This is a genomic window from Paracoccus sp. S1E-3 (assembly GCF_013868135.1).
Classification (GTDB): domain Bacteria; phylum Pseudomonadota; class Alphaproteobacteria; order Rhodobacterales; family Rhodobacteraceae; genus Paracoccus.
The window spans coordinates 408,777-432,684 of sequence record NZ_JACEMU010000004.1 but is presented as its reverse complement, the minus strand read 5'-3'; the positions used below and the strand labels follow the sequence as shown (position 1 = coordinate 432,684).

The window sequence follows — 23,908 nt, the reverse complement described above, 5'->3', positions numbered from 1 at the left end:
GGCGATTGTTTCCCGCCTCGGCGCGGCGCGGTCAAGGGGGCGTGCGTCATGGCGTCCTTGTGACGCGCGCGGCTGCGTTCAGCATTTGACCTGCGCGCCGTGCCGGGCCAATCTGACGCCGCAACCCGCCCCAGAAGATGTCCTTGACCAGGAGAGCTGTCATGACCCGTTCCCGCCTTTTGGCCTCCGCCGCCGCATTGGCCCTGTCCGCAGGCACTGCACAGGCCGAATATGTGCTCCACGTGCTCCATACCAATGACGTGCACAGCCGGATCGAGGAGATCAACAAATACGATTCGACCTGCGACGCCGAGACCGCGGAGAAGAAGGAATGTTTCGGCGGCGTGGCGCGGATCGCGGCCAAGGCGAAGGAGCTGTCCGAACAGATCGCAGCCGAGGGCGGCAACGTCATCCTGCTGGACGCGGGCGACCAGTATCAGGGCAGCCTGTTCTACACGACCTACAAGGGCAAGGATGTGGTCGAGTTCATGACCGCCATCGGCTATGACGCGATGACGGTGGGCAATCACGAATTCGACGACGGCGATGACGGGCTGGCCGTGCTGGCCGAGGGGGTCGAGTTCCCGGTGATCTCGGGCAATCTCGATCTCAGCCAGAACAACCGGCTGAAGGATATCGTCGACGGCACCGCCGTGCTGGAGGTGGGCGGCCAGAAGATCGGACTGATCTCGGCGCTCGCGACCGATACGCCTGAAACCGCGTCACCCTCGGACAGCGTGATCTTTCAGGACGAGATCGAGGCGCTGACGGCGGATGCCGAGGCGCTGCAGGCTCAAGGCGTCGACAAGATCCTGGCGCTGACCCATGTCGGCTATCTGAAGGATCAGGACATCGCCGCCAAGGTGCCGGGGGTGGATGCGGTGATCGGCGGCCACAGCCACACGCTGCTGGGCGACATGGAGGGGGCGCTTGGCAAATACCCCACCATGGTGAAGAACGCCGACGGCGCCGAGGTGCCGGTGGTCACAGCCTACGCCTATTCGAAATATCTGGGCCACCTGATCCTGACCTTCGACGATGCCGGCAAACTGGTGAAGGCGGAGGGCGAGCCGGTGCTGCTGGACGCCTCGGTCACACCCGATCCGACCATCACTGCGCGCGTCAAGGAACTGGCCGCCCCGATCGAGGAGCTGAAATCGAAGATCGTCGCCGAGACCAGGACCGAGATCGGCGCCGATCGCGCCGATTGCCGGGCGCGCGAATGCGTCATGGGGTCGCTGGTGGCCGATGCGATGCTGGCGCGGGTGAAGGATCAGGGCATCCAGATCGCCATCCAGAACGGCGGCGGGCTGCGCGCCTCGATCGACGCCGGCCCGATCTCCATGGGCGAGATCATTTCCGTGCTGCCGTTCCAGAATACGCTTTCGACCTTCAAGCTGAAGGGTTCGGACGTGGTGGCGGCGCTGGAAAACGGCGCCAGCCAGATCGAGGAAGGCGCCGGCCGTTTCGCGCAGGTGGCCGGGCTGAAATACACCGTCGATCCCGCCGCCCCGACGGGCAAGCGCATCAGCGAGGTGCAGGTGATGAAGGGCGGCGCCTGGGAACCGATTGATCTGGTCGCGGAATACGGTGTGGCCTCGAACAATTACATGCGCAATGGCGGCGACGGCTATTCCGTGTTCGAGGCCAATGCGACCCAGGTCTATGATTTCGGTCCCGATCTGGCCGATGTACTGGCCGACTATATCTCGCGCCAGGGTCCGGCCTTCGCGCCTGTGACCGATGGCCGCATCACCGTGATCGATGCCGCGCCCGCCGACGGCGCCGCGCCCGCCGACGGCGCGGCTCCTGCCGCTGAAGACGCGGCGCCTGCGAAAGAAGGCGAGCCCCCCGCACCTGGAGAGGCCGCCGCCCCCGCCGCGCAATAACGCCACATCGCGATATGATGGCACCCCCGGTCCAATCCCTTTGGGTCGGGGTTTTCCATGTCGTCAGGCGACCAGCGGCTTGATGTTCTTCAGATGGCGGCGGGCCAGATCGCGCGTCTGCTCGGCGGTCAGGAAGTCGCGCGCGCCGGTCCAGCCGGGCGCGCCCGGTCCGAACAGCTCGGGAAAGATCGCGCGGATTTCGCGCAGCGCCGCCGGCCCCAGGGATTTCAGCGCCTGCGGTCCGGTGAACAGCGATTCCGTCCATGCGCCGTTCGAACGCACGATCTCGTGCCGGTCGAACAGGAGATGGTGATAGCCGACGCCGCCGGGCGGGTTGACGACCTCGATCCCCGGCAGGGTGCAAAGATGGCGCGCGGCGACCAGCACCTCGGGCGCGCCGCAGATCCGTGCGGCGATCGGCGAGCGGACAAGGACCCGGTGCTGCGGCGAGACCGTCAGGTCGCGCGCCGGCATCCCCGGACCCAGTGCGTCCTTGCGAATGCGGATGGGGCGCAGGTTCGGGGCGATGTCGAGATGCCGCGCCGTCAGGTGGCGGCCCCCCGTCCAGGCCAGCGGCCGCAAGCCGCGGTCGCGGGTCAGCACCATGTCACCGGCGACCAGCGTTTCCACCGGCCGCGGTCCGCGCGCCGTATCGATCAGCGTGCCCGTCGCGAAGCAGGTCGGGTTCAGATAGCTGGGTGGAATCGGCGTGTCGGCGACGGCAAAACCGGTGCTGCCGGTATAGACGCGCGCGTAATCGAAGGTCTTCGTCGGATCGAGGGGCGGCGTGGTGGTCTGGGTCGGGACCACCAGCACCGCAGACTTGTCCCCGATTGCCGTGGCGGAGGAGTTGCTGCCTGAGGCCTTGTGGGGAAAGAAGACGTAATAACTGTAATCCGTGCCCGTCTGGGTAATGGTTGCGACCTGTCCGACCCGGTAAGTCAGGATGGTGCCGGCGCCGATGATGGCGCCGCCCATCTCTGTGTCGATCAGCAGTTTCTGATCCTGCTCGGTATAGAACGTCGCGGGCTGAAACATGTTGTCGGCGTCGTCGAGATAGATCCTGCTCTGCTGGGCGGGGGCGAAGGAAATCCCCTGCGCGCCGCCGAAGGGCACGCCGCCCCCGATTGGAACAGCCGCATCAAAGTCGAAGACCTGGATCATGTAGGCCATCTGTGGCTGCTTCCCGTCCCTGCTGCGCGGCGGCTTGTCCGCCTTATTGCCGAGAACTCAACCGCAAGATGATTAACAATCCCTTAACGCGCCTATTGATTCTCATATAACCGGTTCTTTTCCGGGCCGCGCTGGTGCTATCTTGCCGCGTGAACAGGCTGAGACGGAGGTAACGGATGCGACTGACCTGGTTCGGACATGCCAGCTGGCGGCTGGAAATCGAAAACGCGGTGATCCTGATCGACCCGTGGCTGGACGGAAATCCGCAATTCCCGGCCGGGAAGCGGGCCGAGGCGATTGCCGGCGCAACCCATATCCTCATCACCCACGGCCATTTCGACCACGCGTCCCAAGCGGTCACACTGGCGCGCGAACTGGACATTCCTATTGTCGGCATCTTCGACCTGATGCAGTTCTGGGAAGGCAGGCATGGCGTCCAGACCATCGGCTTCAACAAGGGGGGCACCGTGGATCTGGGGGGGGCGAAAGTCACCATGGTGGCGGCGGCGCATTCCTCCTCATTCGCGGACGAGGACGGGACGCCGGTCTATGCCGGCCGGGAGGCCGGCTACATGATCGGCGGAGAGGGCAAGGTCATCTATTATTCGGGCGACACCGACATCATGGCGGACATGGAATGGATGGGCGACTTGCATCAGCCCGACATCGGCATCCTGTCGGTCGGCGGTCACTTTACCATGGACCCGGCCCGCGCCGCTTACGCGGCCAGGCGCTGGTTCGATTTCGACACCATCGTCTGCTCGCATTACAGAAGCTTCCCGGTCCTGCAGCCCGATATCGCGCCGCTGAAAGCGCTGGGGGTGAAGGTCGTCGAACCCGAGGTGATGGAGCCGTTCACCCTCTGAACCGGGCTGGCCGCGCTTGCAGCAGCCTGCGGGCGCGGCTAAACCGGCCTCAGGTTAAAGGAGCTGGCATGTCCATCACTGAAGACGAGGCGCGCAAGGTCGCCCATCTGGCCCGCATCGCGGTCGAGGATTCGCATCTTCCCGCCTTGGCGGCCGAGCTGAACAATATCCTGCATTTCATGGAACAGCTGAACGAGGTTGACGTGGACGGCGTCGAGCCGATGACCGGCGTGACGCCCATGCGCCTCAAGCGCCGCAGCGATGTGGTGAATGACGGCGGCTATCCCGAAAAGATCCTCGCCAATGCCCCCGATGCGCGCGAGGGTTTCTTTGCCGTGCCGAAGGTGGTGGAATGAGCGATCTGAACAAACTGACCATCGCCGAGGCCCGTGACAATCTGCGCGCCGGCAAGGTCTCGGCGGTCGAACTGACCGATGCCTGCCTGACCGCCATCGAGGGCGCGGGCGTGCTGAACGCCTTCGTCCACGACACGCCCGAACTGGCCCGTGAAATGGCCAAGGCCGCCGATCACCGCATCAAGGCGGGCGACGGCGCCGCGATGACCGGCATTCCCGTCGGCATCAAGGACCTGTTCTGCACCCGCGGCGTGGCCACGCAGGCCGCCAGCGGCATTCTGGACGGGTTCCGCCCCGAATATGAGTCCACCGTGACCCAGAACCTGTGGGATGCGGGCGCGGTGATGTTGGGCAAGCTGAACATGGACGAATTCGCCATGGGCTCGTCCAACGAAACCAGCGTCTACGGCAATGCCGTCAACCCGTGGAAGGTCGATGACCGCCAGCTGACGCCCGGCGGCTCCTCCGGCGGGTCGGCCGCCGCCGTGGCTGCCGATCTGTGTCTGGCCGCGACCGGGACCGATACCGGCGGCTCGATCCGCCAGCCGGCGGCCTTTACCGGAATTGTCGGGCTGAAGCCCACTTACGGGCGCGTCAGTCGCTGGGGCACGATCGCCTTTGCCTCGTCGCTGGATCAGGCCGGACCGATGACCAAGACGGTGCGCGATGCGGCGATCATGCTGGGCGCGATGGCCTCGGTCGATGACAGGGATTCGACCTCGGCCGATATTCCGGTGCCGGATTTCGAAGCCGCGCTGACCGGCGACATCCGGGGCAAGAAGATCGGCATTCCGCGCGAATACCGCATGGACGGCATGCCGGCCGAGATCGACGCTTTGTGGCAGAAGGGCGCCGAGATGCTGCGCGATGCGGGTGCCGAGATCGTCGATATCTCGCTGCCGCATACGAAATACGCGCTGCCCGCCTATTACGTGATCGCGCCGGCCGAGGCCTCCTCGAACCTCGCCCGTTACGACGGGGTCCGGTATGGCCGTCGCGCCAGGCTGGGGCAGGGCGACGGCATTGTCGAGATGTATGAAAAGACCCGCGCCGAGGGCTTCGGCCCGGAGGTCAAGCGCCGGTTGATGATCGGCACCTATGTGCTGTCGGCGGGCTTTTACGACGCCTATTACAACCGCGCCCGCAAGGTCCGCGCGCTGATCAAGCGCGACTTCGATCAGGCCTATGCCGCGGGTGTGGACGCGATTCTGACGCCCGCGACGCCCTCGGCCGCCTTCGGTCTGGGCGATATGTCGGGCAAGGACCCGGTCGAGATGTATCTGCTCGACGTCTTCACGGTGACGGTGAACCTCGCGGGTCTGCCGGGGATCTCGGTGCCGGTCGGGCTGGATGCGCAGGGGCTGCCGCTGGGGCTGCAGCTGATCGGGCGGCCCTTCGCGGAAGGCGAGTTGCTGAACCACGCCTATGTGCTGGAACGTGCGGCTGGCTTTGCCGCTCGTCCTGCGCAATGGTGGTAACCAAAGGATGAAAAGGGGCGGTGTGATGAAGAAGCTGTTTCTGAGTCTGGCCTGCGTCGCGGGGCTTGCCGCCTGCGCGGACGGTCGGGGGCAAGTCGTCGATCCGCGCTATCGGTTCAGCAGCGATTCGCCCTACGACCAGTATCGCGCCGCGCGCGAGATGGCGCTGACCGGCCGGGGCGCGGTGCCGCAGACCGTGCCGCGCGCCCGTCCATTTAACGCACCGACGCCCGAGATGATCGCCAGCCCCACCGCGGTGCAGCGGCTGTCCGGCCAGACGGCGGCAAAGGGTGCGGTAGCCACCGTGCCACCCTCGGGCAAGGGCGGTTATTACGATCCGGCCACCGGCAGGCGGCTGCCCTCGGCCCCGGCGGCGCGGACGGCTGCAGTTGCGGCTGCCCCGGCCGCCTCCGCCGCGCCGCAGGCACACTCCGGCGGTTCCGCCGACGCCCTGACCCGCTATGCGCAATCGCAGCGCCACGCGCCCGGCACGGCGATCTACCCCCGCGCTGGCGGCTCGGCGGCAGAGGCGGCGCGCGCCTGCGCCCGCTTCCCCAACCCCAATGCGTCGCAACTGCAGTTCCTCGCATCTGGCGGCCCGCAGCAAGACCCGCTGGGCATGGACCCGGATGGCGACGGCTTCGTCTGCGGCTGGACGCCGGCCGTGCAACTGGCCGGCCAACTGTGATCCTGCGCGGCGGCTCCGCCCCCGTCGCGCAGAATGATCCGCCATGGCCGGCCCGCATCGAACATCTGGCGCGGGCTGCGGGCATGACCGGTATGGGGGTGAATATCGTCACCCTCGATCCCGGACAGCGGACTTCGGAACGCCACTGGCATTCCGACAGCGACGAGGCGTTGTTCGTCCTCGATGGCCAGTTGACCGTTCATGAAAACGATGGCGCGCATCTGCTTCTTCCCGGCGACAGCGCGATCTGGCCAGCGGGTTCCCCAAATGGCCATATGGTCGAAAACCGCAGCAGCCTCCCGGCGCGCTTCCTGATCGCGGGGACCAACCCGGCCCGTGACACTGTCCATTACCCGGATCTCGGCCAGACCCGTCAGGTCACTCCGGACGGCTGGTGCCTGCTGGACGCGGACGGCGCGCTTCTGGACAGCGGCGCCGCCGAATGATTCCCACGTTTTTCACTCTGGCAAAAATAGCCCGGGGTGAGGCCCGGCACGGGCCGAGGGGCAGCGCCCCTGTTTCGCGATGACCCATTCCAGCCCCAATCACGGCGAACGGCGCGACGACGCGCGCCCCTCGCTGATCGTGATCCACTATACCGGTATGGCCGACGCGGCGTCGGCACGCGCCCGCCTTTGCGATCCTGCCGCCGAAGTCTCGGCCCATTGGCTGATCCACGATGATGGCACGCCCGAGGCGCTCGTCCCCGAAGACCGTCGCGCCTGGCATGCCGGCGCCGGTGCCTGGCGCGGCCGCGACGACGTCAATTCCCGCAGCATCGGGATCGAGATCGCCAATCCCGGCAACCGCCCTTTCGCCGCCGCCCAGATGACCACGCTGGAACTGCTGCTGGCCCGGATCATGGCGCGGTGGTCCATTGGCCCCGAAGCGGTGATCGGCCATTCCGACATGGCGCCGGGGCGCAAGATCGACCCCGGCGCGCGCTTCGACTGGGCGCGGCTGGCCCGGCAGGGGCTGGCGATCCACCCCGCGGCACCGGGCGAGGACCGCCCGCTGGCCGACAGCCTGACCGCCATCGGCTATCCCGAAGCCGATCCCGGAACCCGGCTGGCCGCCTTCCGCCTGCGTTTCCGCCCCGGCGCGACAGGACCCGAAGGCGAGGCCGATCGCCGCCTGGCAGACGCGGCGGCAACAGCGTTCGGCAGATTTTACTGATCCACTTGCCCATTCCGTGGGCAATCTATAAGCGCGGCGGATGGATTTTGCCCGTTACCGCCCTCATCTGATTGCGACGCTGTCGCTGGGTCTGCCGCTGGTCGGCAGCCATCTCGCCCGTATGGCCATCGGTATTTCGGATACCGTCATGGTCGGCTGGTATGGGGTCGAGGCGCTGGCGGCGCTGGTTCTGGCGACCTCGTTCCAGTTCATCCTGATGATGCTGGGATCCGGATATGGCATTGGAGTCATGGGACTTCTGGCCGCCGCGCACGCCCGTGGAGACTCGACCGAGATCCGCCGCGCCACCCGTATGGCGTTGTGGCTGTCGGGCCTTCATTCGATCCTGATCCTGCCCTTCCTGTGGTATTCGCAGCCGATCCTGCTGGCGCTCGGCCAGACGCCCGAGGTCGCGCAGCTGTCGCAGGACTATCTGCGAATCGCCGGCTTCGGCGTCGGCGCGGCGCTGTGGGCGATGGTGCTGAATTCCTATCTGGCGTCGATGGAACGCACGCAGGTGGTGCTGTGGCTGACCGTGGCGGGCATTCCGCTGAACATCCTGCTGAACTGGGTGTTCATCTTCGGCAATCTCGGCGCGCCGGAGCTTGGCGTGAAGGGCGCGGCCATCGCCTCGATCTCCACCCAGTATCTCACCCTTGCCGCGATCCTCGTCTATGCGCTTTGGCTGCCGCAGACACGGCCCATCGCGCTGATGCAACGCTTCTGGCGCCCCGACTGGGCGGCCTTCCGGGCGATCTTCTGGCTTGGCCTGCCGGTTGGGCTGACGCTGGTGGCCGAGGTCGGCATGTTCGTCGGCACCAATATCATGATGGGCTGGTTCGGCACCCGCGAGCTGGCCGCGCACGGGATCGCGCTGCAGCTGGCCTCGATCACCTTCATGTTCCATCTGGGCATGTCGAATGCGGGTACGATTCGCGCCGGTCAGGCGCGGGGACTTGGTGATCCGGTCATGCTGCGCGATGCGGCGGCGACGGTGATCGCGGTCTCGGTCGCCTTTGGGGTGCTGACCAGTTTGTGGTTCATGCTGGCCCCCGGTCCGCTGGTGGCGCTGTATCTGGACCCCTCCGATCCGCAGGCGCCGGGGATTCTGGCGCTCGCCACCGGGCTGATGTTCTGGGCGGCGCTGTTCCAGCTGGTCGATGCCTTGCAGGTGCAGGGCCTCGGCCTGCTGCGCGGGGTGCAGGATACCCGTGTGCCGATGGTGCTGGCGGCGATCAGCTATTGGGTGATCGGGCTGCCGGCGGCCTATCTTCTGGCCTTCAAGCTGGGCATGGGGCCGGCGGGGCTTTGGGCCGGGCTGCTGGTCGGGCTGTCGGTGGCGGCGGTGCTGATGCTGCGCCGCTTCTATGCCGGGCTTGCGCGCGGGGACTGGACCCGCGCCGCCCGTGCGCGATAGGCTGCGGGCGCAATTACCGAAAGGCTGCCCATGCGCCCCGTTTTCGTGCAGTTCCACTGCGCCCCCGGCCAGACCTATGCCGTCGCCGATGCCATTTATGATCGCGAGGTGGTGTCCGAACTGTATTCCACCTCGGGCGAATTCGACCTGATCGCCAAGGTCTATATCCCCGAGGATGAGGATATCGGCCGCTATCTGAACGAGAATCTGTTCGACATCGAGGGCATCGTCCGCACCCTGACCACCATGACGTTCAAGGCTTTCTGATCCGGTTACGGTCGCCGTCCGTCCCCTTCGGCGCGACGGAGGCGGCCCCGCTTTTCTGGTCGCTGCGGCCTTTTCGCCCGTTGCGGGGCCTTTTCACCGACGCCCCGAAGCCTTAGGTTTCGGGGCGAATTTTCAGGGGGGACGCATGTCGTTCTTTTCCAAGCTGCGCGAGCGGCTGACCAAATCATCCTCGAAGATCGGGCAGGGGCTGGACGATCTGGTGGGCGATGGCACGCCCGAAGCGCCCGAGCGGGCAGCGGCCGGAGGATTTTCCGCTGGCGAGTTACATCACGGCACATCACCGACGCCAACGTCTGTCCCGGCCTCGCAGCCCGTTGCCCCCTCCGCGACGTCGCCCGCAGTTCCACCGAAGCCCGAGGCGCCCCCCACACCCGCACCCGAGGCCGCGAAGAAGCCCGGCCTGATGGGCCGGCTGTTCGGCGGCGGCGTGGCTGCCCCGCCGGAAGCCCGGCGCGAACTCGACGATGCGATGCTGGAGGAGCTGGAGGATACGCTGGTCGCCGCCGATATGGGCGTCGAGACCGCCTTGCGTGTGACCGCCAATATCGCCGAGGGTCGGATGGGGCGGCGGGTATCCGCGACCGAACTCAAGACCCTGCTGGCCGATGAGATCACCCGGATCATGACCCCGGTGGCGCGGCCGCTGCCGCTTTATCCGAAAAAACCGCAGGTGGTGCTGGTGGTGGGCGTCAACGGCTCGGGCAAGACCACCACCATCGGCAAGCTGGCCAGCCAGTTCAAGGCGGCGGGAAAGAATGTGGTGATCGCGGCGGGCGATACCTTCCGGGCGGCGGCGGTCGAACAGCTGCAGGTCTGGGGGCAGCGTGCCGGTGTCCCGGTGATGACCGCGCCGGAAGGGTCCGACCCCGCCAGTCTCGCCTTCGACGCCATGACCCGCGCCGAGGCCGAGGGCGCGGACCTGCTGATGATCGACACCGCCGGGCGCCTGCAGAACCGTCAGGACCTGATGGAGGAACTGGCGAAGATCGTCCGCGTCATCCGCAAGAAGGATCCGTCCGCGCCCCATAACACCCTGCTGGTGCTGGACGCGACCACCGGTCAGAACGCGCTGAGCCAGGTCGAGACCTTCCAGAAGCTCGCCGATGTTTCGGGGCTGGTGATGACCAAGCTGGACGGCACCGCCCGGGGCGGGGTGCTGGTCGCGCTTGCCGACCGGTTCGGGCTGCCCATCCACGCGATCGGCGTCGGCGAACAGATCGACGATCTCGACGCGTTCGAGCCGCAGGACTTCGCCCGCGCACTCGTCGGACTGTAATGACACGGCCGGTGGCGCCGGTTGCGGGTTTCGCGCTTGCGGCCCTCGCCCCGGCGATCCTGCTGATCTGGGGGGCGGTCTCGGGGGGCTGGCCGCTCTGGCTGGGGTTTCTGTGGATGGCGGCGGTCAGCCCGGTTGCCGATACGCTGATCGCCCGCGGCTTTGGCGATGCCGGACCGGAGGCGCGTTTTCCGGCCGCAGATGCGCTGTCGGTGGTTCTGGCACTGGCGCATTTCGCGCTGCTCGGCGCGGCGCTCTGGGCCTTCGCGGGGGATTGGCTGGCGTGGCCGCAAAGGGCGGGGCTGTTTCTGGGCGCGGGGATGTATTTCGGGCAGGTCTCGAATTCCAACGCGCATGAACTGATCCACCGCCACAGCCGCGCCCTGTTCCGGCTGGGTGCGGCGGTCTATATCAGCCTGCTGTTCGGCCATCACGTCAGTGCGCATCGGCTGGTCCATCATGTCCATGTCGCCACCGATGCCGATCCGAATTCGGCCCGGCTGGGCGAGAGCTTCTGGCGCTTCTTTCCGCGCGCATGGTTTGGATCCTTCCGCGCCGGGCTGCGGGCCGAGCGTGCCCGCGCCGCACGGGTAGGCCGGAGCAATCCCTATCTGTTCTGGGTGGGTGGCGGTCTGGTCTGCATCGCGGCCGTCGGGCTGGGCCTGGGTTCGCGCGCCATGCTGGATTATCTGGGCCTGTGCCTCTATGCCCAGATGCAGCTGATGCTGTCGGATTACGTCCAGCATTACGGATTGCGCCGCCATATCAGCAATGGGCGGCTGGCACCGGTCGGACCGCGGCACAGCTGGGACGCGCCCCATCCGCTGTCCTCGCTGGCGATGGTCAACGCACCGCGCCATTCCGATCACCACGCCCATCCGGCGAGGCCCTACCCGGCGTTGCGCTTGACGCCCGAGAACCCACGCCCGATGCTGCCCTATTCGCTGCCGGTGATGGGAGCGATGGCGATGCTGCCGCCGCTGTGGCGGCGGGTCATGGATCGGCGCGTCGCGCGGATGCGCGCGGATTAAGGCAGGCGGATGCGCGGATTAAGGCAGGCGGATGCGCGGAATAAGGCAGAGGGCGCGCGCCGGTCAGGTCCCGCGCGGCTTGGCGCGCAGGGTGGGATCGGCGACGGTCGGGTCCTCGGGCCAAGGGTGGCGCGGATAGCGGCCGCGCATGTCCTTTCGGACCTCGGCATAGGCGCCGGCCCAGAAGCCGGGCAGGTCACTGGTCACCGCGATGGGTTTCTGACCCGGCGAAAGCAGGGTGATCCGCAGCGGCTGGCGCCCAACCGTCGGATGGGTGGTCTGGCCGAACAGTTCCTGCAGGCGCAGCTCGATGGATGGGGTCTCGGCGTCGTAATCGATCGGCACCTTGCGCCCCAAAGGGGTGGTGAAATGGGCCGGCGCCAGCCGGTTCAGCGCCTGCTGGCCATCCCAACCCAGCAGGTCCATCAGCGCGGGAACAAGATCCAGCGACCTGATATCGCTGCGGTTCCGCACCTTGCCCAGATAGGGCATCAGCCAACCGCGATCGGCCAACAGTGCAGCGTCCGAGACATCCGGGCCGTCCGGAATCAATCCGATCCGCGCCCGCAGACGGGTGGCGGCGGGCGACCAGTTGAGGCCCTCGGCCCGCACCCCCTCCCATGCCGCGCGCGCCAGCGCTTCGGCATCCGGCGTCTCGAGCGGACGCTCGGTCAGGGTCAACGCACCCAGCTTCTCGCGCTGGCGGGCGAGGATGCGGCCATCGCGCGCGGACCATTCTACCGCCGCCACACGGGTGATCTGGTCGCTGAATCGGTCGCGGATTTCGGCTTCGGTGATCGGAAGGGCCAGACGGATGCGCGATTCGCGACCCTCGCCGTCCAGATCGGTGGCGACGATGAAGCGCTCGGCGCCCAGCCCATCCCCTTCGGGCAGCACCGCCCCGCGGCCGCCCGACAGCAGATAGCGCGGCTGTTCGCCCGGCCGGCGCATCCCGATCCGGTCGGGATAGGCGAGCGCGGCCATAACCCCGGCGGGCAGCGCCGGCTTGTTCGAGGTCAGCTTGCGCAAGCGTGCTGCCTCGGCCCGGATGTGTTCCAGCGCCGGGCGGGCCGCGCCGTGGCGTGCCGGATCCTGAAGCGCCCGCAGCCGCAGCGAGAGATCGGCGCCGACACCCCGCAACGGGTCGCGGTCTTCCATGAGCGCGGCCAGATCGGCCGCCCCGCTACCGGCAACAGTCAGCATATGGGCGATGCGGGGATGGACCGGCAGCGCCGCCAAGGCCCGGCCATGGGGGGTGATACGGCCTGCCATGTCGAGGGCCCCGAGAATGATCAGCAGCGTGCGGGCTTCGTTCAGCGCCGCTTCGGGCGGCGGGGTCAGGAAGGCCAGACCGGCCGCGTCGCTGCCCCAATCGGCCAATTCCAGCGCGAGGCCGGTCAGGTCGGCCACGGCGATCTCGGGCGGTGCGTATTCGGGCAGCGCGCCTTCCTCGGCCCGCGCCCACATGCGATAGCAGATGCCCGGCGCGACCCGTCCGGCGCGGCCACGGCGCTGCTCGGCCTCGGCCCGGCTGACGCGTTCGGTCACCAGCCGCGACATGCCCGAGCCGGGATCGAACCGCGCCCGGCGCGCGCGCCCGCAATCGACGACGACCCGGACGCCCGGAATGGTCAGCGAGGTTTCCGCGATGGCGGTGGCCAGCACGATCCGGCGGCGCGCGCCGGGCGGCGCCAGCACCGCGCGCTGCGCCTTGAAATCCATGGCGCCGTAAAGCGGCAGGATCTCGGCCGGCAGGTCGGACAGGGCGGCGGCGACCCGCCGGATCTCGCCCTCGCCGGGCAGGAAGGCCAGGATGGTGCCGCCGGGGTCGGCGCGGGTCTCGGCCTCGGCCTCGGCGATCAGGCGGGCGGCTTCGATCTCAAACCGCGCGGTGCCGGGCAGGGGGCGGGGCAGGTGGCGGGTTTCCACCGGATGGGCACGTCCCAGGCTTTCGATGATCGGGGCGTCGTCCAGCATCTGCGCCACCGGGCCCGCATCCAACGTGGCCGACATCACCAGCAGGTTCAGATCCGGGCGCAGCACCCCCCGGCTTTCCCAGACGAGCGCCAGCCCCAGATCGGCATTCAGGCTGCGTTCGTGAAATTCGTCGAAGATCACGCAGCCCACGCCGGCCAGCGAGGGATCGGATTGCAGCATCCGGGTCAGGATGCCTTCGGTCACCACCTCGATCCGCGCGCCGGCGACGGCCTGTCCGCGCATCCGGTAACCGACATCGCCGCCCGGCTGCTGGCCGAGGCTTTCGGCCAGCCGTTCGGCGGCGGCGCGTGCGGCCAGCCGGCGCGGTTCCAGCATGACGATCTTGCCCGGCACCTGATCCAGCAGCGCCAGCGGCACCCGCGTCGTCTTGCCGGCACCGGGCGGCGCAATCAGCACCGCGCGGCCCCGTTCGGCCATCGCGGCGCGGAGCGCGGGCAGCGCGTCCTCGATCGGCAGGGTGGTCGGCGCGGTGTCTGTCATGGCGGCGTTATGGCGCGCAAGGTCGCGTCCCGCCAGCGGAAATGCTTGCGCCGCCGGCGTCGCGGCCCGATATGAAACCCGGTGCAGGGGATACGTGTTGTCCCGAAAAGACATGGCGGGGCGATGGGCATTACCGATTTTACCAGTGACCTGATGCGCGGGATCGGCGTGGGCGATCCGGTGATCCGACTGGGGGTCACGGGTCTCAGCCGGGCGGGCAAGACGGTGTTCATCACCTCGCTGGTCGCCAATCTGATGGATCGCGGTCGGATGACGGCGCTGCGGGCTGCCGCCGATGGCTCCATCAAGGCGGCGTGGTTGCAGCCGCAGCCCGACGATACCGTCCCGCGTTTCGACTTCGAGCGTTATCTGGGCGCGCTGACGGGGCCGCAGCCGTTCTGGCCCGACGGCACCCGGCATATCTCGGAACTGCGGCTGTCCTTCCGAACCCAGCCGCGCGGCATTCTGGGCGGCTGGCGCAAGCCGCAGACGGTGCATCTCGACATCGTGGATTACCCGGGCGAGTGGTTGCTGGACCTGCGCCTGATGGAGCGCAGCTATGACGAATGGTCCGCCGAGGTGCTGGAGCGCATGCCCGGCCGTCCCGGCGCCGACGGCTATCTGGCCGCGCTAGCCGCGACCGATCTGGGCGCATCGCTGGACGAGCAGGCGGCGCAGGCCCTCGCCGCCGCCTATACCGAGCATCTCCATGCCGCGCGCGAGGGGGGCTGGTCCGACTGCACGCCGGGCCGCTTCCTGCTGCCGGGCGAGATGGCCGGGTCGCCGGCGCTGACCTTCGCGCCGCTGCCGCCGGTCGAGGGGAAATCCCCATTGCGCCGAGAATTCGCGCGTCGCTATGAAGCCTACAAGTCGCGCATCGTGAAGCCGTTTTTCCGCGACCATTTCTCGCGCATCGACCGACAGGTGGTGCTGGTGGATGTGCTGGGCGCGATCCATGCGGGGCCCCCCGCGCTTGAGGATCTGCGCCGGACGATGGCCGATATCCTCTCGGCCTTCAATCCGGGGCGAACCGGCTGGCTGGCGCAGTTGCTGGGCCTGCGCCGGGTCGAGCGCATCCTGTTCGCCGCCACCAAGGCCGACCATATCCACCACACCCAGCACCAGCGGCTGGCCAATATCGCCACCGCCCTGCTGCGCGAGGCCCGTGACCGCGCTGATTTCGCCGGTGCCCGCACCGATGCCATGGCCATTGCCGCGCTGCGGGCGACGACCGAAGCGATGATCGAGCAGAACGGTCAGGAACTGCCGGCCGTGCGCGGCACGCTGATGGACGGTCGTAACGCCGCCTTCTATCCGGGCGAACTGCCTGCCGATCCCGCAGCGCTGCTGGTCCCCGCGCGCGAGGGGCATCGGGAATGGCTGGACGGCGATTACGCGGCGATGAATTTCCGCCCCGCCGCCAATACCCTGCGCCCCGGCGACGGGCCGCCCCATATCCGGCTGGACCGCGCCGCCGAATTCCTGATCGGAGACCGCCTGTGACCGAAACCCGCCGCCAGGGCCCCGTGCTGATCGAACTGGATGATGCCGCGCCACAGGCCGCGCCCGGCCGCCGACCCAGCCCCGCAGATGCTGCGCCCATCGAGGACAACACCTCTGCCCTGCCGCGCCCGCGGACGATGGAACTGGTGACCCGGCTGGCCGGGCGCGGTCCATCCAGGTTGACGCGGTTTCTGTTCAACACCGGGGCGGCGCTGTTGACGTTCCTGCTGTCGGTGGGGGCGCTGAACTATATCTCGGGCCTGATGGTGACCTGGCCTATTCTGGGCTGGATCGGGGTGGCGCTGTTCGCATTGTTCACGCTGGCCGTGCTTGCGGTGGCCTGGCGCGAATACCGCGCCTGGGGGCGGTTCGCGCAGATCGACCAGATCCACCGCGATGCCGGAATGGCGCTGTCGAAGGATGATCTGGCGGCGGCGCGCGCGGTGGTGAAGCGGCTGGACGCGATCTATGCCGAGCGTCCGCAGGCGCAATGGGGCCGCGCCGCCCTCGCGGAGCGCAGCGGCGACGCCTTTGATGCCCAGACCCTGCTGACGCTGGCCGAAACCCAGCTGCTGGCGCCCCTGGATCAGGAGGCCCGGCGCGAGATCGAGGCGGCGGCGCGCACCGTCGCCGCCGCGACCGCCATGATCCCGCTGGCCTTCGCCGATGTTGCGGCGGCGCTGGCGGCCAATCTGCGGATGATCCGCCGGATGGCGGAAATCTATGGCGGCCGGGCGGGGGCGGTGGGCGGCTGGCGGCTGGCGCGCACGGTGATGACCCATCTGGTCGCCACCGGCGCGGTCGCCGCAGGCGACGACATGATCCACACGCTGGCCGGCGGCGGCTTGCTGGCCAAGCTGTCGCGCCGCTTTGGCGAAGGTGTCGTGAATGGCGCGCTGACCGCCCGCGTCGGCGTGGCCGCGATGGAGGTCTGCCGCCCGCTGCCCTTCATCGCCCAGCCCCGACCCAAGGTCGGCAATCTGGTCACGCGCGGTCTGGCCGGCCTGTTCGGCTCCGGCAACGACCCCGCGACGACGCCCGAGGAGAAGCCCGACCCCAAGGGGTGATCCGCGCCCCTTGAACGCCGGCCCCCGGCTCGTTACCTTGGGCTTAACTTGATATCGGAGGGCGTGACCATGGCGCCCAGGCGTCCTGCGGGTGTGGACGCGTTCCCGACTCCTAAGGTTGAGCCGTCAGGCACCCGCCAGCCCGATTCGGGGTCGCTTTACGCGGCTTTGGATTTGGGAACAAACAGTTGCCGGATGCTGATTGCCCGACCGACGGGCAGTCAGTTTCAGGTTGTCGACAGCTTCTCGAAGCCGGTCCAGCTCGGTCAGGGGCTGGAGGCCTCGGGCCGGTTGTCGCGTGCGTCCATGTCACGCACCGTTCATGCGCTGCAGGTCTGCAGGCGCAAGCTGGAGCAGCATGAGGTGCAGAACATGCGCCTGGTCGCGACCGAGGCCTGCCGCCGCGCGCGCAACAGCCGCGACTTCATGCGCATGATCCGGCGCGAGACCGGCCTGCCGATCGAGGTCATCGGGGCCGAGGAGGAGGCGCGCCTTGCCGTCATCTCCTGCGCGCCGCTGGTCAATCAGAAGACCGAGCAGCTGCTGGTCGTCGATATCGGCGGCGGCTCGACCGAACTCGTCTGGATCGATCTGGGCGATGTCGATCCGCGCGAGCGTTCGCGCGCGATCATGAAACTCGGCAATGGGTTCAACTCGACCGCGCCGGGGGGCGCGCGGGTGGTCGACTGGATCTCCGTCCCGCTGGGCGTCGCGACGCTGCGCGACCAGTTCGCCGATGTCACCGACGATCCCGGCCGTTTTGCCCTCATGAGCTGGTATTTCGAGGAAATGCTGGCCGATTTCGCGCCTTACGCCAAGGGTGCGCCGGAACGCGGTTTTCAGATCATCGGCACCTCGGGAACGGTGACCACGGTGGCAGCCAGCCATCTGGGGCTGAAGCGTTATGACCGCACCAAGGTCGACGGCCTGACCATGACGAGCGCCGAAATCGACGCCGTGATCCGCAATTATCTGGCGCTCGGCCCCGAAGGCCGGCGCGCCGATCCGCGGATCGGGCGTGAACGGCACGCGCTGATCATGTCGGGCGCCGCGATCCTGCAGACGCTGATGCGCATCTGGCCGACCCGGCGGCTGTCGGTCGCCGATCGCGGCCTGCGCGAGGGCTTGCTGTATTCCCAGATGGTCCGCGACGGGGCCATCACCGATGACGAACTGAACGGGGTAACCTGATGGTGAAGAAGCCGGGCGGCGGCGTGGACGGGCCGCGCGAACGCAAATCCTCGGGGCGGGGGCAGCGCGATCTGAAGGTGCGGGTGAAGACGGCCAAGGGGCGCAAGCTCAGCTCGACCCTGTGGCTGGAGCGGCAGCTGAACGACCCCTATGTGGCGCGGGCGCGGCGTGAGGGTTATCGCGGCCGGGCGGCCTACAAGATCATGGAGCTGGACGATAAATATCGCTTCCTCGTGCCCGGCGCGCGGGTCGTCGATCTGGGCTGTGCGCCCGGTGGCTGGCTTCAGGTGGCGATCCCGCGCATCAACGCCCTGGGCGAGAAATCGGGCAAGAAGGTCGGCCGCATCCTCGGGGTGGACCTGCAGGAGGTCGATCCGATCCCCGGTGCGGAAATCCATGTGCTGGATTTCCTGGAAGACGGCGCCGACACGAAGGTGAAGGACTGGCTGGGCGGCGAGGCCGATGTGGTCATGTCCGACATGGCCGCCGCATCCTCGGGCCACAAGGGCACCGACCATCTGCGCATCGTGGCCCTGGTGGAGGCGGCGGCGCAGCTGGCCTTTGATGTGCTGGCACCGGGGGGCACTTTTGTCGCCAAGGTTCTGGCCGGCGGGGCGGAACAGAACCTGCAGACGCTGCTGAAGCAGAATTTCGACAAGGTGGCGAATGTGAAGCCGGGCGCCTCGCGCGCCGATTCGTCGGAAAAATTCGTGGTCGCGATGGGGTTCCGTGGCGCGCAGGCCAAGGAAGATGTGGCAGAGGGTTGATCAACCCTCCGGCCCCATCCACAGCGTTTCCCAGGTCTTCATGCGGTTGCGGAACCAGATCCGCTGTGATTTCGCATATTGGCGGGTGGCGATGATCGAATGTGCGATGGCGGTTTCCGCGTCGCTCTCGCCCCGCAGATAGGCGGCGATCTCGGGGGCGCCGATGGCGCGGGTCCATTGCGCGTTTGCCTCCCATCGGGGCAGCATCGCGCGCACCTCCTCGACCGCACCCTGATTCCACATCTGTCGAAAGCGGCGATCGATCCGGTCCGCCAGCCAGTCCCGGTCCGAGGTCAGCACCAGACAATGGGCCGCCTCGGGCGGGATGAGGGGGGCGGGTGTGTCCTGCTGCCAGTCAGAAATCCCGCGCCCGGTGGCTTCCAGCACTTCCCATGCCCGCTGCACGCGTGCGGGATTCCGGATGTCGATCTTCTCGCGCGTCGGCGCATCGAGGGTGGCGACCATCTGCGCCAATCCCCCTGCGGCCAGCCAGGCATCGCCACGCGCCCGAATTTCGGCCGAAACCGTCGGGATCTGCGCCAGACCCGAAGTCAGCGCCGTCAGATACAGCCCCGTGCCGCCCGCGACGATCAGCCGCCCGCGCAGCCCGGCGACGTCCCGCAACCAGTCCCCGACCGAATAGTTGCTGCCCGGATCGACATGGCCGTAAAGTGCGTGCGGGGCGACAGATTCGTCCTGCCGATCGGGCCGCGCGGTCAGCACCTGCCAGCACGACCAGATCTGCAGTGCATCGGCATTGACCACCGTGCCGCCCTGCATTTGCGCTATCTTCAATGCCAGCGCCGATTTTCCCGAAGCGGTCGGCCCCGCGATCACCACATGGCGATCCGGGTCCAGCCCGGCGATGATCTTCTGCGCATCCATGCGTGCACCCAGTTGAACCTTTGGCCCTTTTGCGACATTTTGCGGACCAATTGAACCGCTGGAAGGGCAAAGCAGATGAGCGACACCGAAGTAAAGACCCCGACCAGCTATGACCGGGTGATGTTGAAGATCTCGGGCGAGGCGCTGATGGGCGATCAGGGTTACGGCCTGCACCCGCCGACCATCGCCCGCATCGCCGACGAGGTCGAATCGGTCCAGAACATGGGCGTCGAGGTCTGCATGGTCATCGGCGGCGGCAATATCTTCCGGGGCCTGCAGGGCTCGGCGCAGGGGATGGAACGCACCACCGCCGATTACATGGGCATGCTGGCCACGGTGATGAACGCGCTGGCGATGCAATCGGCGCTGGAAGCCAAAGGCATCCACACCCGCGTCATCAGCGCCATCCGCATGGACGAGGTGGCCGAGCCCTATATCCGCCGCCGCGCCGTGCGCCACCTGGAAAAGAAGCGCGTCATCATCTTCGCGGCGGGCACCGGCAACCCCTATTTCACCACCGACACCGCCGCCACCCTTCGCGCCTCGGAAATGAACTGCCAGGCGATCTTCAAGGGCACCAAGGTCGATGGGGTCTATGATAAGGATCCGAACAAGTTCGCCGATGCCCTGCGCTATGACGAGGTCACCTATGACGAGGCGCTGCAGAAAAACCTGGGCGTGATGGATGCCTCGGCGATAGCGCTGGCGCGTGACAACAAGCTGCCGATCATCGTGTTCTCGCTGGACGAGCCGGGCGGTTTTCGCGGCATCCTGTCGGGCGAGGGCACCTATACCCGCGTCACCGACGGCAGGACCCGTCAGGGTCGCGAGGTGAAATCCTGACCCTGATCCCGTCCCGCCCGCGCACGGTCAGCCGGGCGACGGGCACGGGCGGGGTGGTCGTCTCCAGCCGGTGATCCCGCAGGATCAGCGACAGCATCAGCGGCCCTTCGACCATCGCGAAACCCGCGCCGGGACAGACCCGCGCGCCGGCCGAAAACGGGATATAGGCCCGACGCTGGCAGTCGCGTCCGTTCGCAGTCTCCCATCGCGCGGGGTCAAAGCCGTCGGGATTGTCCCACAGCCGTTCATGGCGGTGCAGGTGCCAGGGCGAGATGACGATCTGCGCCCCTTTCGGCACCGCGCGCTCTCGGAAGGTTTCAGGGCAGGCGGCCTCGCGCACCATCATTGGCACGGGGGGGTAAAGGCGGAGTGCCTCGCGGAAGACTGCCCGGCTGAGCTTCAGGCAGGAAACCAATGAAAAGGCGGGATTTTCTGGATCAAGCTCCGCCCGCGCCTCGGCCGCGACACGCGCCTGCCAATCGGGATTGGCGGCCAGCAGCCACAGCGCCCAGGCCAGCGACGAGGCGCTGGTTTCGTGGCCGGCCAGAAAGAAGATCGCCACCTGATCGACCATTTCGGGCGGTGTGAAGCGCTGCCCCGTCAGCGGATCGGGGGTAGTCATGATCTTGGTCGCCAGATCATCCGGCGCGGTGCCCGCGGCGATGCGGGCGGCGCGCTCGGCGACCAGCTGCGCGATCAGGCCGCGGATATGGGCGGCGGTGGTCCGGGTGCGGCGCGAATGAAAGCGCGGAAACCACGCAGGCAGCGGGATCAGCGCGGCGGCATTCACGATGGGCTGCGCGTCCTGATGAGCGCGGAATGCGGAAAAGACCTGCGCGGCGGTGGCGTCCTCGATCGGGATCGAGAACAACGTGCGGAAGATCACATCCGCTGCAGCATGCGAGGTTACCGGTTCGAGGTCGATTTCACCTGTCGGCGGCAGGCGGCGGGCGGCGGCGCAACTCGCGTCCCAGATCTGCGGGAAGATCTCGCGCAGGCGGCCGCCTTCGAAGGCGGGATCGATGATGCGGCGCTGACGCTGCCATTCCGCGCCGTTGGTCACAAAGACCGAGCGGCCCAGAAGCGGGGCCAGCCCCTCGCGCAGGCGGTTCGATTTGGGGAAGTCGTCGGGATGTTCGCGCAGCACCCGCGCGACCAGATCGGGGTCGTTGCAAAGGAAGCTGTGGATGGGGCCGCTGCGGAACTCGGCCATCCATGCCCGATAGAGCCGCGCGGGCAGCGCCGACAACAGGTCGCGGCGGAAGGCGCGGATATAGTGCAGGATGCCGCCCTTGGCTTGGCTGCTGGGGGGTTTGGGCGGGATCATGGGTAGTGCCATCTGTTGGCGGGAGTGGTGATGCGCCCCGGCGAATGGCGGCGTCCCGCGAAGCGCTCGGCCAGCGTCAGCGGCCCGGCGGTGATCTGGAAATAGTCATAATCGCCGGGCCGGTCGAAGGCGCAGAGATACTGGAAGTGCAGCTGGAACCAGCGGTGGCGCAGGGACTGCTGCTTTTCAGGCGAAAGCGTGCGGGTGAAGGCCGCCGACAGCACCAGCGGGCCGCCGCCGTCCGCAGGCACGCAGCGCGACACCGCGACCGGATCGCAGAGGCCGAAGCTGCAGGCATCCCCAGGGGCAGTTACATCGACCCAGACCTGCTGCACCGCCGCCAGATCATGCAGATCGCGGCGCAGCGCGCGGGCGCCCGGCAGGAAGGACGCCATCGGCACCACATGGCCCAGCGTCAGTAGCGCGACATGCGCCGGCAGCCGCCCCTGCCGCGCCAGCCCCGCCAGCGTCGAAACCGCGATATAGGCGCCCGAGGAATGGCCGACGACCAGCACCTCGTCCCAGTCCTCCTGCGCCACTTCGGCGATGCGGTCGGCAAAGGCGTCGATCCGGGCCTGAAGCGCGGACGGATAGGCCCCGCCATTCTGCGCGGTGAAGGCATAGTCATGCATCAGGTAATGGGCAAAGATCCGTCCGTCGAGCTTGCGCCATTGCCGCAGCCCCAGCACGAACACCGCCAGCGCCACCGGCAGCCCCAGCCACCACGTCGCCACCAGCGCCACCAGCCAGCCCGCCAGCCACCCGGCCAATCCCGCCGCCAGCGCCTGCCCCAGCAGCGCCGCGATGGGATAGAGCGCCGCCAGCACCGGCCCGCGCCTGAGCCGCATCAGCCGCCATAACGCGCCCGAGCCGATATAGGCCCAGGCCGTGCGCGCCAGCTGCCCGTAGGTCGCGGCAATCGACTGCCCCATGGAGGCGGCGACAATATCGGACCAGACCAGCACCTCGAACTCGGCCCGGCCGGGCTGCCCGGCGGTGACGGTGCTGGCGCCCCAGCCAAAGCCGGTGCGATCGGTTCGCGCGCCGGTTTCCAGCGCATAGCCGCTGATGGCGGCCTGATCCGCCCCCTCGCGCCTGTAAAGCTCGCGGTAGCGGCGGGGCGGAATCGGGTCGTAACCGGGGATGTACAGTACCCGGCGCCGCATCAGATCTTGCCGATTTTCGGCAGGTCCTGCAGCATGATCTGCCGCGAATGCGACGCGAATTCGCGCCGCCAGGTCAGCCCCAGCACGAAACAGGTGGTCACGAACAGCCCCCAGGGCCCGACCAGCCAACCCAGCGCCGCCAGCGAGAAATAGATATTGCGCAGACCCATGTTATAGCTTTTGGCGGCGGTCACGTTGATCTCGGCCGCCTGATGGGCGCGGATGGTCGCCAGCGGATCGGCCGGGTCATTCGGCACCGAGGCCATCATCACCGCGCAATAGCCGAACAGCCGGTGCGACCAGATGAATTTCAGCAGCGCGTTGGCGACGAAGAACAGCGCCGTGATGACCTTGACCTGCCACAGCACGGTGGGGACGCCGCCAAGTTCCAGCTCACCCGCGACCTGGCTCAGGCGCTCGGGATTGCCCACCAGCGCCATGCCGCCGCCGATGGCGATCAGGCAGGCCGAGGCGAAGAAGGTCGGCCCTTCGCGCAGCGTCTGCAGGATCGCGCTGTCGAAGATGCGCGGCTGGCGGGTGATGAACTGGCGCATCCATTCGTGCCGGTAATTGACCATCAGCACTGTGACCGAAGGGTGATTTTTCGGCGGGTGCTCAGTCAGATAGCCGATCCCGATCCAGGCCGCGAACAGCCAGATCAGCGCGGCGATATCACCGGTGGACAGAACGGACAGGATCGACGGCATATGCATAGACATAGTGATAGGACGAGATTGTTGCGGTTGCGAGTCGCAAAGGTGGCCTTTAACAATGGGAAATATAGCCAGAGGAGGATGAATTGGCCGCGCCTCATGCCATTCATGAAGAATTCCCCGACGACGCTGAGATCATTCATCAATTGAAGGTCTCGGACGCGCATTTCGCCAAGCTTCTGGAGGAATATGACAGCCTCAACGACGAGGTCGTGGCCGCGGAAACCTTCGTCAAGCCGACCGCCGAAGATGCCGAGACCGAGATGCGCCGCCGTCGCGTCCTGCTGAAGGACCAGATCGCGCGCGCCATCGCCGCCGCGAAGGCCTGAG

23 protein-coding genes are annotated in these 23,908 nt (G+C 67.6%); 17 read left to right on the top strand and 6 right to left on the bottom strand.

The genetic code is table 11. The annotated features are described in order from the left end of the window. The first annotated feature begins 161 nt into the window (after positions 1-161). A complete protein-coding gene (locus H1S04_RS02140; protein ID WP_181743918.1) occupies positions 162-1,889 on the top strand; it encodes a bifunctional UDP-sugar hydrolase/5'-nucleotidase in 1,728 nt (575 codons plus the stop codon). A 63-nt stretch (positions 1,890-1,952) separates the two neighbouring features. Here H1S04_RS02140 and H1S04_RS02135 read toward each other — a convergent pair whose 3' ends face one another. Continuing rightward, on the bottom strand, positions 1,953-3,062 hold the full coding sequence (locus H1S04_RS02135) for a Hint domain-containing protein (protein WP_181743917.1): 1,110 nt from the start codon (positions 3,060-3,062) through the stop codon (positions 1,953-1,955). Positions 3,063-3,238: 176 nt separating this feature from the next. On the opposite strand from H1S04_RS02135, the gene H1S04_RS02130 reads away from it, so the two are divergent. The 10 genes from H1S04_RS02130 to H1S04_RS02085 all read left to right on the top strand — a co-directional run bounded on the left by H1S04_RS02130 (position 3,239) and on the right by H1S04_RS02085 (position 11,638). Beyond that, a complete protein-coding gene (locus H1S04_RS02130) occupies positions 3,239-3,928 on the top strand; it encodes a metal-dependent hydrolase (protein ID WP_181743916.1) in 690 nt (229 codons plus the stop codon). A 68-nt stretch (positions 3,929-3,996) separates the two neighbouring features. Continuing rightward, a complete protein-coding gene (gatC, locus tag H1S04_RS02125) occupies positions 3,997-4,284 on the top strand; it encodes an Asp-tRNA(Asn)/Glu-tRNA(Gln) amidotransferase subunit GatC (protein ID WP_181743915.1) in 288 nt (95 codons plus the stop codon). Continuing rightward, complete coding sequence (gene gatA / locus H1S04_RS02120; protein WP_181743914.1) at positions 4,281-5,762, top strand: Asp-tRNA(Asn)/Glu-tRNA(Gln) amidotransferase subunit GatA; 1,482 nt, start codon at positions 4,281-4,283, stop codon at positions 5,760-5,762. Before gatC ends, gatA begins: the two co-directional genes overlap by 4 nt. Before the next feature lie 25 nt (positions 5,763-5,787). Beyond that, complete coding sequence (locus tag H1S04_RS02115; protein ID WP_181743913.1) at positions 5,788-6,450, top strand: hypothetical protein; 663 nt, start codon at positions 5,788-5,790, stop codon at positions 6,448-6,450. Next, a complete protein-coding gene (locus tag H1S04_RS02110) occupies positions 6,447-6,896 on the top strand; it encodes a cupin domain-containing protein (protein WP_181743912.1) in 450 nt (149 codons plus the stop codon). The genes H1S04_RS02115 and H1S04_RS02110 overlap by 4 nt, the downstream gene beginning before the upstream one ends. Positions 6,897-6,975: 79 nt before the next feature. Next, the gene (locus H1S04_RS02105; protein WP_181743911.1) at positions 6,976-7,626 is read left to right on the top strand and encodes an N-acetylmuramoyl-L-alanine amidase; all 651 of its coding nucleotides are present in this window, start codon (positions 6,976-6,978) and stop codon (positions 7,624-7,626) included. Between the two features lie 40 nt (positions 7,627-7,666). Further along, on the top strand, positions 7,667-9,043 hold the full coding sequence (locus H1S04_RS02100; RefSeq protein ID WP_181743910.1) for an MATE family efflux transporter: 1,377 nt from the start codon (positions 7,667-7,669) through the stop codon (positions 9,041-9,043). A 30-nt stretch (positions 9,044-9,073) separates the two neighbouring features. After that, on the top strand, positions 9,074-9,310 hold the full coding sequence (locus tag H1S04_RS02095) for an Lrp/AsnC ligand binding domain-containing protein (RefSeq protein ID WP_181743909.1): 237 nt from the start codon (positions 9,074-9,076) through the stop codon (positions 9,308-9,310). Positions 9,311-9,455: 145 nt separating this feature from the next. Further along, positions 9,456-10,607, top strand: coding sequence for a signal recognition particle-docking protein FtsY (gene ftsY, locus H1S04_RS02090; protein ID WP_181743908.1), 1,152 nt, complete (start codon positions 9,456-9,458; stop codon positions 10,605-10,607). After that, positions 10,607-11,638 (top strand): alkane 1-monooxygenase, encoded by a 1,032-nt coding sequence (locus H1S04_RS02085; RefSeq protein ID WP_181743907.1) that lies wholly within the window; start codon positions 10,607-10,609, stop codon positions 11,636-11,638. The genes ftsY and H1S04_RS02085 overlap by 1 nt, the downstream gene beginning before the upstream one ends. A 63-nt stretch (positions 11,639-11,701) precedes the next feature. Here H1S04_RS02085 and hrpB read toward each other — a convergent pair whose 3' ends face one another. Next, positions 11,702-14,116: an ATP-dependent helicase HrpB gene (hrpB, locus tag H1S04_RS02080; protein WP_181743906.1), complete on the bottom strand. Its 2,415-nt coding sequence runs from the start codon at positions 14,114-14,116 to the stop codon at positions 11,702-11,704. 123 nt (positions 14,117-14,239) lie between these two features. Here hrpB and H1S04_RS18575 point away from each other — a divergent pair, with 123 nt between their 5' ends. The 4 genes from H1S04_RS18575 to H1S04_RS02065 all read left to right on the top strand — a co-directional run bounded on the left by H1S04_RS18575 (position 14,240) and on the right by H1S04_RS02065 (position 18,644). Then, a complete protein-coding gene (locus H1S04_RS18575) occupies positions 14,240-15,619 on the top strand; it encodes a YcjX family protein (RefSeq protein WP_255435431.1) in 1,380 nt (459 codons plus the stop codon). Further along, positions 15,616-16,686 carry a YcjF family protein gene (locus H1S04_RS02075; RefSeq protein WP_298945610.1) on the top strand — a complete coding sequence of 357 codons (1,071 nt, stop codon included), beginning with the start codon at positions 15,616-15,618 and terminating at the stop codon, positions 16,684-16,686. Before H1S04_RS18575 ends, H1S04_RS02075 begins: the two co-directional genes overlap by 4 nt. A 69-nt stretch (positions 16,687-16,755) precedes the next feature. Continuing rightward, a complete protein-coding gene (locus tag H1S04_RS02070) occupies positions 16,756-17,877 on the top strand; it encodes a Ppx/GppA phosphatase family protein (protein WP_181743904.1) in 1,122 nt (373 codons plus the stop codon). Then, complete coding sequence (locus H1S04_RS02065) at positions 17,877-18,644, top strand: RlmE family RNA methyltransferase (RefSeq protein WP_181743903.1); 768 nt, start codon at positions 17,877-17,879, stop codon at positions 18,642-18,644. The genes H1S04_RS02070 and H1S04_RS02065 overlap by 1 nt, the downstream gene beginning before the upstream one ends. Here the strand turns inward: H1S04_RS02065 and miaA are convergent, their stop codons facing one another. Then, positions 18,645-19,529 carry a tRNA (adenosine(37)-N6)-dimethylallyltransferase MiaA gene (gene miaA, locus H1S04_RS02060; RefSeq protein WP_181743902.1) on the bottom strand — a complete coding sequence of 295 codons (885 nt, stop codon included), beginning with the start codon at positions 19,527-19,529 and terminating at the stop codon, positions 18,645-18,647. A gap of 75 nt (positions 19,530-19,604) precedes the next feature. Between miaA and pyrH the strand changes: the two genes are divergently transcribed. After that, on the top strand, positions 19,605-20,372 hold the full coding sequence (gene pyrH, locus H1S04_RS02055) for a UMP kinase (RefSeq protein WP_181743901.1): 768 nt from the start codon (positions 19,605-19,607) through the stop codon (positions 20,370-20,372). On the opposite strand, the gene H1S04_RS02050 is transcribed toward pyrH, so the two are convergent. From H1S04_RS02050 to H1S04_RS02040, 3 genes are read right to left on the bottom strand one after another with little or no spacing between them, the layout of a single operon-like run. After that, on the bottom strand, positions 20,329-21,699 hold the full coding sequence (locus H1S04_RS02050) for a cytochrome P450 (protein WP_181745372.1): 1,371 nt from the start codon (positions 21,697-21,699) through the stop codon (positions 20,329-20,331). The two genes, pyrH and H1S04_RS02050, sit on opposite strands and share 44 nt — an antisense overlap. Then, positions 21,696-22,865, bottom strand: coding sequence for a hypothetical protein (locus H1S04_RS02045; RefSeq protein ID WP_181743900.1), 1,170 nt, complete (start codon positions 22,863-22,865; stop codon positions 21,696-21,698). Before H1S04_RS02045 ends, H1S04_RS02050 begins: the two co-directional genes overlap by 4 nt. Next, on the bottom strand, positions 22,865-23,584 hold the full coding sequence (locus tag H1S04_RS02040; protein WP_255435430.1) for a DUF599 domain-containing protein: 720 nt from the start codon (positions 23,582-23,584) through the stop codon (positions 22,865-22,867). Before H1S04_RS02040 ends, H1S04_RS02045 begins: the two co-directional genes overlap by 1 nt. Positions 23,585-23,664: 80 nt before the next feature. On the opposite strand from H1S04_RS02040, the gene H1S04_RS02035 reads away from it, so the two are divergent. Next, positions 23,665-23,907, top strand: a complete 243-nt coding sequence (locus H1S04_RS02035) for a YdcH family protein (protein ID WP_181743899.1) — start codon at positions 23,665-23,667, stop codon at positions 23,905-23,907. Position 23,908 lies beyond the last annotated feature (1 nt).

What these genes read in the sequence shown, in the direction of transcription:
- H1S04_RS02135 (WP_181743917.1), bottom strand. Translation starts at nt 3,062, where the DNA reads ATGGCCTACATGATCCAGGTCTTCGACTTTGATGCGGCTGTTCCAATC.
- H1S04_RS02040 (WP_255435430.1), bottom strand. Translation starts at nt 23,584, where the DNA reads ATGTCTATGCATATGCCGTCGATCCTGTCCGTTCTGTCCACCGGTGAT.
- H1S04_RS02100 (WP_181743910.1), top strand. Translation starts at nt 7,667, where the DNA reads ATGGATTTTGCCCGTTACCGCCCTCATCTGATTGCGACGCTGTCGCTG.
- miaA (WP_181743902.1), bottom strand. Translation starts at nt 19,529, where the DNA reads ATGGATGCGCAGAAGATCATCGCCGGGCTGGACCCGGATCGCCATGTG.
- hrpB (WP_181743906.1), bottom strand. Translation starts at nt 14,116, where the DNA reads ATGACAGACACCGCGCCGACCACCCTGCCGATCGAGGACGCGCTGCCC.
- H1S04_RS02105 (WP_181743911.1), top strand. Translation starts at nt 6,976, where the DNA reads ATGACCCATTCCAGCCCCAATCACGGCGAACGGCGCGACGACGCGCGC.
- pyrH (WP_181743901.1), top strand. Translation starts at nt 19,605, where the DNA reads ATGAGCGACACCGAAGTAAAGACCCCGACCAGCTATGACCGGGTGATG.
- ftsY (WP_181743908.1), top strand. Translation starts at nt 9,456, where the DNA reads ATGTCGTTCTTTTCCAAGCTGCGCGAGCGGCTGACCAAATCATCCTCG.
- H1S04_RS02085 (WP_181743907.1), top strand. Translation starts at nt 10,607, where the DNA reads ATGACACGGCCGGTGGCGCCGGTTGCGGGTTTCGCGCTTGCGGCCCTC.
- H1S04_RS02140 (WP_181743918.1), top strand. Translation starts at nt 162, where the DNA reads ATGACCCGTTCCCGCCTTTTGGCCTCCGCCGCCGCATTGGCCCTGTCC.
- gatA (WP_181743914.1), top strand. Translation starts at nt 4,281, where the DNA reads ATGAGCGATCTGAACAAACTGACCATCGCCGAGGCCCGTGACAATCTG.
- H1S04_RS18575 (WP_255435431.1), top strand. Translation starts at nt 14,240, where the DNA reads ATGGGCATTACCGATTTTACCAGTGACCTGATGCGCGGGATCGGCGTG.
- H1S04_RS02130 (WP_181743916.1), top strand. Translation starts at nt 3,239, where the DNA reads ATGCGACTGACCTGGTTCGGACATGCCAGCTGGCGGCTGGAAATCGAA.
- H1S04_RS02095 (WP_181743909.1), top strand. Translation starts at nt 9,074, where the DNA reads ATGCGCCCCGTTTTCGTGCAGTTCCACTGCGCCCCCGGCCAGACCTAT.
- H1S04_RS02070 (WP_181743904.1), top strand. Translation starts at nt 16,756, where the DNA reads ATGGCGCCCAGGCGTCCTGCGGGTGTGGACGCGTTCCCGACTCCTAAG.
- gatC (WP_181743915.1), top strand. Translation starts at nt 3,997, where the DNA reads ATGTCCATCACTGAAGACGAGGCGCGCAAGGTCGCCCATCTGGCCCGC.
- H1S04_RS02115 (WP_181743913.1), top strand. Translation starts at nt 5,788, where the DNA reads ATGAAGAAGCTGTTTCTGAGTCTGGCCTGCGTCGCGGGGCTTGCCGCC.
- H1S04_RS02065 (WP_181743903.1), top strand. Translation starts at nt 17,877, where the DNA reads ATGGTGAAGAAGCCGGGCGGCGGCGTGGACGGGCCGCGCGAACGCAAA.
- H1S04_RS02050 (WP_181745372.1), bottom strand. Translation starts at nt 21,699, where the DNA reads ATGATCCCGCCCAAACCCCCCAGCAGCCAAGCCAAGGGCGGCATCCTG.
- H1S04_RS02045 (WP_181743900.1), bottom strand. Translation starts at nt 22,865, where the DNA reads ATGCGGCGCCGGGTACTGTACATCCCCGGTTACGACCCGATTCCGCCC.